Here is a 10992-nt window from a genome sequence, read left to right as displayed (position 1 = left end):
GTGTTGAAGTCGGCATGCGCATCCAGCCACAGCACGCGGAGTTTTTTGCCTTGCTCGCGACAAAAACGGGCCACGGCGCTGATGGAGCCGATGCCTAGGCAATGGTCACCGCCCAGCATGATGGGCAGGCGGCCAAACTGCAGTTCGGTGTAGACCACTTTGTGGGTCAAGGTATTCCATTGCGCCACTTCGGGCAGATGGCGGTAGCCGTCTACCGGGGGCAGCCAGGGATTGGCGGGGCCGCGGATATTGCCGCAGTCGCGCACGTCCAGACCCGACTGGGCCAGCGCCTGGGCCAGGCCCGCGACCCGCAACGCCTCGGGGCCCATGCGTGCGCCGCGTACGCCCGCGCCGATGTCGGTGGGGACGCCAATCAGGCTTACGCCCTTGCTGAGATTGCTCATGCTGCTATGGTTTCTGCTAGTAGGGCTGGTGCCGCAACGCGGGAAGCGCTAGGACGTACCAGACTATACAAATCTTTCGGGTCGGCGAGGTCGGGAATCAGCGCCAAACGCTGGCCCAGACCCAATTCGCGGGCGGTATCGCGCATGAAGCGCAGGGCCGAATAGTCTTCCATGGCAAAGCCGACGGAATCGAACACGGTGATTTGCGCGTCGCTGGTGCGGCCCACGGCGCTGCCGTTCAGCACTTGCCAGAGTTCGGTGACGGCAAAATCGGCGGGCAGTTGCTGCAGGTCGCCTTCGATGCGGGTTTGCGGCTCGTATTCCACAAACACGCTGGCAGCGCGCAGCACGTCGGGGTGCAACTCGGTTTTGCCAGGGCAGTCGCCGCCCACGCCGTTGATGTGCATGCCGGGCTCCAACATCTCGGGGGTGAGGATGGTGGCGTTGGTTTTGTCGGCGGTGACGGTGGTGACGATGTCGGCACCGCGCACGGCCTGGGCGGTGCTGGTGCAGATGACAACTTTAAGGGCGGTATTACGCAGGTTGTCGGCCAGCTTGGCGGTGGCCAGCGGGTCGGTGTCGAACAGGCGTACCTCTTCGATGCCCATCAGGTGGTGGAAGGCCAGGGCCTGGAATTCGCTTTGCGCGCCGTTGCCGATCAGCGCCATGCGGCGGCTGTTGGGGCGGGCCAGGGCACGGGCTGCCACCACCGAGGTGGCGGCGGTGCGAATGGCGGTGGTCAGGGTCAGCTCGCTCAGCAGCTCGGGCACGCCGGTGGCCACGCTGGCCAGCACGCCAAATGCCATCACCGTGGGCAGGCCGTGGAGTTGGTTGTTTTTAGGGTGGCCGTTGACGTATTTGAAGGCGTAGCTCAGGTCGTCGGCAATCGGCATCAGCTCGATCACGCCGTCGGTAGAGTGGCTGGCCACACGGGCACATTTGTCAAACGCTTCCCAGCGCAGAAAGTCCGCCTGGATGGTCTCGGCCATACCGCGCAGACAGGCATCCAGCCCCTTGCGCTGCACGATGGTGGCCACGTCATGGGCGCTGAGGAAAGGGGTGGAAACGAGGGAGGTGGTAGTCATGGTGCAGGCCTGTGGTGGGGAATGCATCTAGTGTCGCCAGGCGGCATGCCAATGTAAATCGACAGGTTTGCTAGCTTTATGCATGGATATTGACGTTTTGTCATATAAAACTGCCATAAAGGCAAATCGGCCATAAAAAAAAGCCACCCGGAAAACCGGGTGGCTTTTTGTCATCTAGAACCCTACTGGCTTACGCCAGCGTGGATTTAGAAGGAGTGCTGAATGCCCACTGCGTAGATGTCGCCCTTAACTTTGGAACCGCCGCCAGCTGGCTTGGTTTCGTAGTAGGTAGCGCCGGTGTAAACAAAGGTACGCTTGGACAGGGCGTACTTGGCACCAATGCCGAAACCATCGCGCTTGTCGCCAGCCACGCCATTCGCAGGCTTGTCTTTGGAGTAAGCATAGCCGCCCGACAGGGTCAGAGCTGCGCCCACTGGAACGTCCGCACCCAGTTGGAACTGGTCCGACTTGGTGTTGCTGGTATCAACGTGGCGGTTGTAGCTGCTCAGCAGCTTGACAACACCCAAGTCGTACGAGAAGTTGGCCAAAGTGTCTTTGTAAGAGCCGGTAGGAGTGGTGCCGACACCAGGAGCCGAAGTCTTGTCTTCTTGGTAAGCCAAGCTAGCGTAGATTGGGCCGCCAGTGTACTGAACGTTCACAGCACCCAGGCCTTTGGCGTTGGTCGTTGCGGTCTTGTTTTCGCCCAAAGCGTAGCTACCCGTAACCGTCACACCGCCAAACGAAGGCGAGGTGTAGTACACCGAGTTGCCAGGAGCGGCGTTGTAGCCAGCACCGTTAGCCCACACCGAGTAGGCAGGAGCGTAGTTAGAGTCAAACACGGTATCGCTGTTGATGGCCGTGTCGTCGTAAGCGGTTTTCACATTACCGATACGGAATTCGCCGAAGCCACCAGCCAAACCGACGTAGGCTTGACGGCCGAAAATCGCGGTAGCAGCTTTGGTGTTGGTGATGCCATTCAGGCCAGCACCGCCACCGGAAGCGCCGGTGTCAACGCTGAAACCGTTTTCCAGAACGAACAGAGCCTTCAAGCCGCCGCCCAGATCTTCCGAACCCTTCAGGCCGAAACGGCTGCCGTTCACATTGCCGCTGGCAACGGTGTTCAAACGTGGAGCGCCGGTAACCTTAGCCGATTGCAGAGCAACGTCAACGATACCGTACAAAGTCACGGAAGACTGGGCCATTGCGCCAGTGGAGGCCAGAACTGCCAGTGCGATCAAACTCTTTTTCATATCAATGTTCCTATCGGGTTAAAAAGAAATAACGTAGGCAAGTGTGCACCAAAACCCAAAGCTACTAGCGATAACCCTATAAAAACGATCATGCATTGTTGCTTTTAAAACACAGCCGATTGCATTATTGATTGCCCTTTGTGGCATTGACTTTGTGTCGTCACAACTATTTTTCCCCAATGAATGGCCGCAAAATACAGCGATGGATGTGACCGACCAACAGCTGATCTCTTTGTTACGTAAAGACGCCCGAACCACGGTAGCCACTCTGGCGCACAAGCTAGGGGTGTCCCGCGGCACGGTCACCAACCGCATTACCAAGCTGGAGGATGCGGGCGTGATCGTCGGCTACACCGTGCGGCTGCGACCCGATGCTGAGCCCCATGGCATTTCCGCCTGGATGTCGATTGCGGTCGCCGGCAATGCCACCCGTGCAGTCATCGACAGCCTGCTGGGCGAACCAGGCGTTGCCACCCTGCACGACACCAACGGCCAATGGGACTTGCTGGCCGAGCTGCGTGCGGCACACTTGGCTGAACTGTCGCAGGTGTTGGAACGCATTCGGCTGGTGCGCGGCATCAGCAGCACCGAAACCAGCATCCACCTTGCAACCTACCGTTTATCCTGATTCCATCTTGGTGACAACGCCCTTCCCCGACCTGGACCGAATCGACCTGAAGATCCTGGGATTTTTGCAGGAGGATGGTCGCATTTCCAACCTCAAACTAGCGGAGAAGGTGGCTTTGTCGCCCACGGCGGTGCTGGCGCGGGTGCAGCGCCTCACCAAAGACAACTACATCTTGGGTTACGAAGCGCGCCTGAATCCGCTGCAATTGGGTGCATCGATGATGGTGTTTGTGGAGGTACTGCTGGACCGCACCACGCCCAATGTGTTTGATGCATTCAAGGCCGCCGTGCAGGTCCGCCCCGAGATCATGGAGTGCCACATGGTGGCCGGTGGCTTTGACTACCTCCTGAAAACCCGCATGGCCGACATGCTAGCGTACCGAGACTTTGCGGGTACGGTGCTATGGCAGCTACCCGGTGTGCGCGAAACCCGTACCTACGCGGTGATGGAAGAGGTTAAAAACTCTACCCGCCTGCGCCTGGCATGAGGTACACAGTCCGTCTACCTGCCACGCTGCGTGCGCTGTTGGGCAGCGCATTCTGCGTTTTGACCAGTTTGACGTTGGCCCAGCAGCCTCCAATGGAGGTTGAGCGGCTTGGCGTCTCGGAGACATTGCTGGGCATATTGAGTTACGCACGTTGGCCCAACGAATCCATGCCGCTGCGCTTGTGTGTTGTGGGACGCGGCATACATACAGAACACTTGCTGAAGAACGGATTGGCGGCCCTGGCCCATCGGCCCATCGTCATACATGCACTGGCGCTCGACAATGACGCACCTATAGCCACCCAGTGCGATGCTTTGTATATAGGTACGCTGGACGAATCCACTTCCCGCCGCATATTTTCCAATGTAGTGGGATCTCCCGTGCTGACCGTCAGCGAACGCATTCCACCATGTGCAGCGGGTGCCATGGTGTGCCTAGATCCCAATGACCCAAATAGAGTGCACTTTGAAGTCAATTTAGATGCAGTTGCCCGCAGCGGCGTGCGGGTAAATCCGCAGGTCCTGCGACTCGGGCGGCGCGCTGCGAAGGCCCTCCCATGAGCCAGCACACCCACACGCCCTCGCCAGCAGCAAGCCGGGTAAGCCTGTTGGCCACCTTGCAACATGCCCATTTCCGCGTCGCCACCATCGTGATGCTGGCGGTGGGATTTGCACTGACAGTAGCCGCCTTGGTCGCATTGCGCAGCGCCGCAGACCAGAACCTGCAACTGGTAGCTCGGTCGATTGCCTACACAACGGAAGCCGCGATAGTGTTTCGAGACACAATTGCCATCCAGGAATCACTGGGGCTGATTGCACGCCAAGAATCTCTGGCCAGCGCCCAGATTGTGGATGCCCATGGTACCTTGCTGGGACGCTATATCCGACCGACCGACAGCCTGCCCGATGCCGTAGGCGACCGTATCGTTGCCCTGCTCTTGCCCCAGCCCACCATCACGCCAGTGATGTACCAAAGCAAGCGCATTGCCGAAGTGCGCCTGCGTGGCGACGGCGCAGGCTTTGTGGGATTTATATTGATGGACTTGGCAGGCATGCTTGTATGCCTGGGGTTTGGAGCGGTGGCGGTACGCCAGCTGTCACGGCGTATCCAGAAGGATATTCTTCAACCAGTACTCGTCCTGACCAGTGTGACTCACGCCGCCCGGTTTGACCGCGCCACCGCGGCCCGGGCACCCGCATCCAACATCACAGAATTCCACCAACTGGGCGAAGATTTCAACGCCTTGCTGATGGAAATAGAGGCTTACCAGACCCAACTGCACCAAGAAAATAAATCCCTTTCGCACCTCGCCAACCACGACAGTCTGACCGGCCTGCCCAACCGCACATACTTTCGCCGCCGCCTCACCAGAGCGCTGCAAGACATCCAGACCACCGGGGGTAGTTTGGCGGTTTTATACTTAGATAATGACCACTTCAAGTCAATTAACGACCGTTATGGCCATGCAGTGGGTGATACCCTTTTGATTGAAGTAGCCGATCGGGTTCGGGCGCAAGTGCGGGAAAACGATGTAGTGGCCCGCCTCGGAGGCGATGAATTTGCCATTTTGCTAGCACCTCTGCACAACGTGGAGGATGCCGCGCGGATTGCCGACAAAATTATCGCCAGTATGGCCTTGCCACTGGATAGTCGACCACAAGACCACATCGTGCCATCGCTGAGCATTGGCATTGCGATCTACCCCATACACGGTCAAACCGCAGAACAACTTCTGCGTGCCGCCGACCGGGCGATGTACCGGGTCAAGAGCCAACAACGCGGGCAGCGCCACATTTTTAATGCCTACACCGATCAACATGACGGACATGGCCCCCTGCATCCGGTCGACGAACGAGAAGCTCCGTAATGCCACCACGTATCCACCCAAGAACGCGACCACACACGGACTTTCCAGCACGCCGCCACCTCCTGGGATCCGCAGCCATTTTCACGCTGGTCTTGTTGGGCGCATGCCAATCAATGCCTCCGGCACCCACCTTAGATCCTGCTGCACAGCGCACAGCCGAATTACAGCGCCTGGGCTTTGTTCGCACCGAAGAAGGCTGGGAATACCCTATTTCGGGCAAGATACTGTTTGATACCGCATCGGATGCCATAGATAGCGAAAGCCAGGCCGTGACCACCCGCATCGGCAGCGCCTTGGAACGGCTGGGTATTGACCACCTGAAAGTAGAGGGGCATACCGACAATGTAGGTTCTGCAGCGTTCAACCAAACGCTGTCCCTGCGCCGAGCCGAGGCCGTCGCACGTGCACTGGCATCGCAAGGCTTACCCTTGGACGGCATGGAAGTCCGAGGCTGGGGCAAAGACCGCCCGGTGGTGGCCAACGACACCCCTGCAGGACGCATGCAAAACCGACGGGTTGCGGTGATCGTGCCCGCACAGTAATGCCACGGGCTCCTTACGGACCCGGTTACCGCGCCCCAAAAATAGCGGTGCCCACGCGCACCATACTGCTGCCAGCCGCCACCGCGGCATCCAGGTCAGCCGTCATCCCCATCGACAAGGTATCAAAACGGGAGGCCACGGGTCGAATCGCTTCGGCAAGGCTGTCAAACAAGGCTTTGGCCTGCGCGAATACAGCCAGCTGCCCTGCGTAGTCCGCCGCGGGCTCTGGGATCACCATCAGGCCCCGCAAACACAGTCGGGGTAAAGTTGCAACCTGGGTCGCCAGCGCCCATGCATCAGCAGGCGGCACACCGGATTTACTCACACCACCGTCCACATTGATTTGCAGACACACCTGCAGAGGCGGTAAGTTTGTCGGGCGCTGGTCATTCAACCGCTGGGCGATTTTGACCCTGTCGATGCTGTGCACCCAGTCAAAATGCGCAGCCACCAACGCCGTTTTATTGCTTTGGATGGGGCCGATGCAGTGCCATTCGAGGGGCAAATCCTGCAAAGCAGCGATTTTCTCTACCGCCTCCTGGATGTAGTTTTCGCCGAATCGGGTCTGCCCTGCCGCAAAAGCCTCGCGCACCGCCTCGGGCCCCCAGGTTTTGGAAACGGCCAGCAGGCCCACGCTGTGGCTTGGCCGCAATGCACGCGTACACGCTGTAACGATGCGCTCACGAACGCCTTGGAGATTGTTACTAATCGTAGTCATAATCAAACCTACAGCGTACCAAACATCAAGGGGCTCCGTGGACATCACCCAACTGCTCGCATTCAGCGTAAAAAACAAAGCCTCGGACTTGCACTTGTCGGCCGGCTTGCCGCCCATGATCCGCGTACATGGCGATGTGCGCCGCATCAACGTTGATCCGCTGGACCACAAAACCGTCCACGCCATGGTCTACGACATCATGAGCGACAGCCAGCGCAAACAGTACGAAGAGTTTTTAGAGGTCGATTTCTCGTTCGAAATTGAGGGCCTGGCGCGGTTCCGCGTGAATGCATTCAACCACGCACGGGGCGCAGGCGCAGTGCTGCGGACCATTCCGTCAAAGATTCTCACGCTAGAGCAGCTCAACGCGCCCAAGATTTTTGGCGATCTGGCCCTCAAACCACGTGGCATGGTGCTGGTGACCGGCCCTACGGGTTCGGGCAAGTCCACCACGCTGGCCGCGATGGTGAACCACCTCAATGAGACCGAGTACGGCCACGTGTTGACGGTAGAAGACCCCATCGAGTTTGTCCACGAATCCAAAAAATGTCTGATCAACCAGCGCGAAGTGGGCCCACACACGCTGAGCTTTGCCGCCGCCCTGCGCTCGGCCCTGCGTGAAGACCCGGATGCCATTCTGGTCGGCGAAATGCGCGACCTGGAAACTATCCGACTGGCCATGACGGCGGCAGAAACCGGGCATCTGGTGTTTGGCACCTTGCACACCTCCAGCGCAGCCAAAACCATTGACCGGATCATTGACGTATTCCCAGCCGAAGAAAAAGAAATGGTCCGCGCCATGCTGTCGGAATCACTGCAGGCCGTCATCTCACAAACCCTGTGCAAGACCAAGGACGGCCAGGGCCGGGTGGCCGCACACGAGATCATGCTAGGCACCAGCGCCATCCGTAACCTGATTCGCGAAGCGAAGGTGGCCCAGATGTATTCCACCATCCAAACGAGCAGCAGCGTGGGCATGCAGACACTCGACCAAAATCTGACCGATTTGGTCCGCCGCAACATCATCAGCCCGGCAGAAGCCCGGGGCAAAGCCAAAATTCCGGAAAACTTCCCGGGATGAACATGACCCACCACGATTGGAGCACCCCATGAAGGGTATTCTGGAGTTTTTACTCCACAAGTCGGAGCCCAAACCGGAGGCAGCACCGCCGGACTCGATGCTGTTCACCACCGCGTTCAACGGCCAAAACATCGACCCTTCGATGCTGGTGCCGTGGGAAGCTCGCGCCATCGAAGTCGGGGCCAAGCGCCTGCCCACCGGCAGCAGCGTGCGCACCCTGCAAGCCCTGTGGGCCAAAGACAAGAATATGGAGCAGCTCGACCCGGCCTCCATCGAGCGCATGGAACGCTTTTTCCAATTCGCTCTGGTGCCTGGCGGGCGCGACATCATCCGCCAGGGAGAGTACGGCAACTTCATGGTCGTTCTACTCAAAGGCACGATCGCGGTAGACCGGCTGCAGCCTTGGGGCGAACACCTGCGGCTGGCCGAGACCCGGCCAGGCGACATCCTGGGGGAAATGTCTTTGCTCGACAGCGGCATCCGCTTTTCGGCGTGCACTACGCTGGACGACTGCGAAATCGCCGCGCTCAGCGCCGAGTCGATGGACGACATGATGAACAGCGACCCCCGGTTGGCGGCCTGCCTGATTGCCCTGCTGGCACGCAAACTCTCGCTGCGGCTACGCGCCATCAGCGCGCGGTTCAGCGACCGTCCCAACTGAAGGCACACACGATGGAACGCGATCAAGCCAGCAAATTCATCAACGACCTCTTGAAGCTCATGGTCAGCCGCAACGGCAGTGACCTTTTCATCACCTCCGAATTTCCGCCCGGCATCAAGGTCGATGGCAAGGTCACCAAAGTCTCACCCCAGCCGCTCACTGCCGCCCACACGCTGGCCCTGGCACGTTCGGTGATGAACGACAAGCAGGCAGCCGAATTTGAACGGACCAAGGAATGCAACTTTGCCATCTCGCCAGCGGGCATTGGTCGATTCCGCGTGAATGCCTTTGTGCAACAAGGCAAGGTGGGCATGGTGCTGCGGGTGATCCCGGTCAGCATCCCCACCGTGGACGGCCTGGGCATGCCACAGATCCTGAAAGACGTAGCGATGACCAAGCGCGGCCTGTGCATTCTGGTCGGCGGCACCGGTTGCGGCAAATCCACCACCCTGGCCTCCATGGTCGATTGGCGCAACGAGAACTCGTATGGCCACATCATCACCATCGAAGATCCGGTGGAGTTTGTGCACCCGCATAAAAACTGCGTCGTCACCCAGCGCGAAGTAGGCCTGGACACCGACAGCTGGGACGCGGCCCTGAAGAACTCGCTGCGCCAGGCCCCCGATGTCATTCTGATGGGTGAAATCCGTGACCGCACCACCATGGAACACGCCGTAGCCTTCGCCGAGACCGGTCACCTGTGCCTGGCCACGCTGCACGCCAACAACGCCAACCAGGCGCTTGACCGCATCCTGAACTTCTTCCCCGAAGAGCGCCGGGCCCAGTTGCTGATGGATTTATCGCTGAACCTGCGTGCCGTCGTGTCGCAACGCCTGATTCCCCGGCAAGACGGCAAGGGCCGGGCGGCAGCAGTCGAGATTTTGCTCAACACCCCGTTGATTTCGGACTTGATCTTCAAAGGCGAAGTCACCGAGATCAAAGAGATCATGAAGAAGAGCCGCAACCTGGGCATGCAGACCTTTGACCAAGCCCTGTTCGATGCCTACGAGGGTCAGCTCATCAGCTACGAAGATGCCCTGCGCCACGCCGACTCGCTCAACGACCTGCGTTTGCAAATCAAGCTCAACAGCCAGCGCGCCAAAACCCAGGATCTGGCGGCTGGGACCGAGCATTTCGCCATCGTTTAGGCTCACCTCCAGACTGCAGTGCTTCGCGTCTTTCAGGGCGCGATTCTTACGGCCGGGCAAAGCCAGTTCCGTGGCATCCTCGGATAGAGTCAGCCACGTCCTTGAGCTGTGCCCGCCAACCTATCACCCGCTAACATTTACCACCCATGTCTAGTACCAACCCCAAAACCTACACCGCCGTTCCTACCCAAAAAGTCGCCTTCCTCGGCCTGGGCGTGATGGGCTACCCGATGGCGGCGCACCTGGCGCTGGCGGGGCACTCGGTCACCGTGTACAACCGTACCGCTACCAAATCAATAGCTTTCTGTGCAGAGTACACCAGCGCCGGAGCCCCAAAACAGGCCGAAACTCCACGCCTGGCTGCGCGGGGAGCAGACATCGTGTTTTGCTGCGTCGGTAACGATGCGGATCTGCGCTCGGTCACGCTAGGCGCCGACGGCGCTTTTGCGGGCATGGAGCCGGACGCGATTTTTGTGGACCACACCACCGCATCGGCCGAAGTGGCCCGCGAGCTAGACGGGGCCGCCCGCACCCTGGGCCTGCGCTTCATTGACGCACCGGTGTCTGGCGGCCAGGCCGGGGCACAAAACGGCCTGCTGACGGTCATGTGCGGTGGCGACCAAGCCGCCTTTGATGCCATCGCCCCCACCGCCATGGCATTCTCGCGCGCCTGCACCCGGGTGGGTGACAGCGGCGCAGGCCAGTTGGCCAAGATGGTGAACCAGATTTGCATCGCCGGCTTGGTGCAGGGCCTGAGCGAGGCCGTGGCCTTTGGCCAACATGCGGGGCTGGACATGGTGCAGGTGCTAGAAGTGATTGGCAAGGGCGCGGCCCAAAGCTGGCAAATGGACAACCGGGGCAAAACCATGGTGGCCGACCAGTTTGAATTCGGCTTTGCCGTGGACTGGATGCGCAAAGACCTGGGCCTGGTGCTGGACGAAGCCAAGCGCAACGGCGCGCGCTTGCCGGTCACCGCCCTGGTAGACCAGTTTTATGCCGATGTGCAGCAAATGGGCGGCCAGCGCTGGGACACCTCCAGCCTGATCAAACGGCTGAAATAAAAAAAGGGCCACAAGGCCCTTTTTTATTTCTATACAACCAGCCTCAGGGCTTGGGGGCCG

The 10992-nt window shown here is 59.5% G+C and carries 12 protein-coding genes; 8 read left to right on the top strand and 4 right to left on the bottom strand.

Annotated elements, in window-relative coordinates; genetic code table 11:
* The 3 genes from ABI213_RS16220 to ABI213_RS16210 all read right to left on the bottom strand — a co-directional run.
* Positions 1-404, bottom strand: a 404-nt coding sequence (locus tag ABI213_RS16220) for an arginase family protein (protein WP_348027855.1), incomplete at its 3' end; no start/stop codon positions are given.
* A complete protein-coding gene (locus tag ABI213_RS16215; RefSeq protein ID WP_348007178.1) occupies positions 401-1489 on the bottom strand; it encodes an ornithine cyclodeaminase in 1089 nt (362 codons plus the stop codon). The genes ABI213_RS16215 and ABI213_RS16220, both read right to left, overlap by 4 nt.
* A gap of 206 nt (positions 1490-1695) precedes the next feature.
* Complete coding sequence (locus ABI213_RS16210) at positions 1696-2739, bottom strand: porin (RefSeq protein ID WP_348007179.1); 1044 nt, start codon at positions 2737-2739, stop codon at positions 1696-1698.
* 202 nt (positions 2740-2941) lie between these two features.
* On the opposite strand from ABI213_RS16210, the gene ABI213_RS16205 reads away from it, so the two are divergent.
* The 4 genes from ABI213_RS16205 (at position 2942) to ABI213_RS16190 (ending at position 6263) form a co-directional block, all read left to right on the top strand.
* A complete protein-coding gene (locus ABI213_RS16205; protein WP_348027853.1) occupies positions 2942-3367 on the top strand; it encodes an Lrp/AsnC family transcriptional regulator in 426 nt (141 codons plus the stop codon).
* Between the two features lie 10 nt (positions 3368-3377).
* Positions 3378-3854, top strand: coding sequence for an Lrp/AsnC ligand binding domain-containing protein (locus tag ABI213_RS16200; RefSeq protein WP_348007180.1), 477 nt, complete (start codon positions 3378-3380; stop codon positions 3852-3854).
* A 607-nt stretch (positions 3855-4461) separates the two neighbouring features.
* A complete protein-coding gene (locus ABI213_RS16195) occupies positions 4462-5721 on the top strand; it encodes a diguanylate cyclase (RefSeq protein ID WP_348027851.1) in 1260 nt (419 codons plus the stop codon).
* A gap of 113 nt (positions 5722-5834) precedes the next feature.
* Positions 5835-6263, top strand: coding sequence for an OmpA family protein (locus ABI213_RS16190; RefSeq protein WP_348027849.1), 429 nt, complete (start codon positions 5835-5837; stop codon positions 6261-6263).
* A 25-nt stretch (positions 6264-6288) separates the two neighbouring features.
* On the opposite strand, the gene ABI213_RS16185 is transcribed toward ABI213_RS16190, so the two are convergent.
* Entirely contained in the window at positions 6289-6981 is a 693-nt protein-coding gene (locus tag ABI213_RS16185) for a YggS family pyridoxal phosphate-dependent enzyme (protein WP_348007197.1), read from the bottom strand.
* A gap of 37 nt (positions 6982-7018) precedes the next feature.
* On the opposite strand from ABI213_RS16185, the gene ABI213_RS16180 reads away from it, so the two are divergent.
* From ABI213_RS16180 to ABI213_RS16165, 4 genes are all read left to right on the top strand, one after another.
* Positions 7019-8062 (top strand): type IV pilus twitching motility protein PilT, encoded by a 1044-nt coding sequence (locus tag ABI213_RS16180; RefSeq protein WP_348007183.1) that lies wholly within the window; start codon positions 7019-7021, stop codon positions 8060-8062.
* A gap of 28 nt (positions 8063-8090) precedes the next feature.
* Entirely contained in the window at positions 8091-8723 is a 633-nt protein-coding gene (locus ABI213_RS16175) for a cyclic nucleotide-binding domain-containing protein (RefSeq protein WP_348007184.1), read from the top strand.
* A gap of 11 nt (positions 8724-8734) precedes the next feature.
* Positions 8735-9871, top strand: coding sequence for a PilT/PilU family type 4a pilus ATPase (locus tag ABI213_RS16170; RefSeq protein WP_348007185.1), 1137 nt, complete (start codon positions 8735-8737; stop codon positions 9869-9871).
* Between the two features lie 146 nt (positions 9872-10017).
* A complete protein-coding gene (locus tag ABI213_RS16165) occupies positions 10018-10932 on the top strand; it encodes an NAD(P)-dependent oxidoreductase (RefSeq protein ID WP_348007186.1) in 915 nt (304 codons plus the stop codon).
* The last annotated feature ends 60 nt before the right edge of the window (positions 10933-10992 follow it).

Origin of the sequence: Rhodoferax sp., from assembly GCF_039922535.1 — a bacterium.
Lineage (GTDB): Bacteria > Pseudomonadota > Gammaproteobacteria > Burkholderiales > Burkholderiaceae_C > Rhodoferax_B.
The sequence above is the reverse complement of the archived record's forward strand: the minus strand, read 5'-3'. Positions and strand labels throughout refer to the sequence as shown.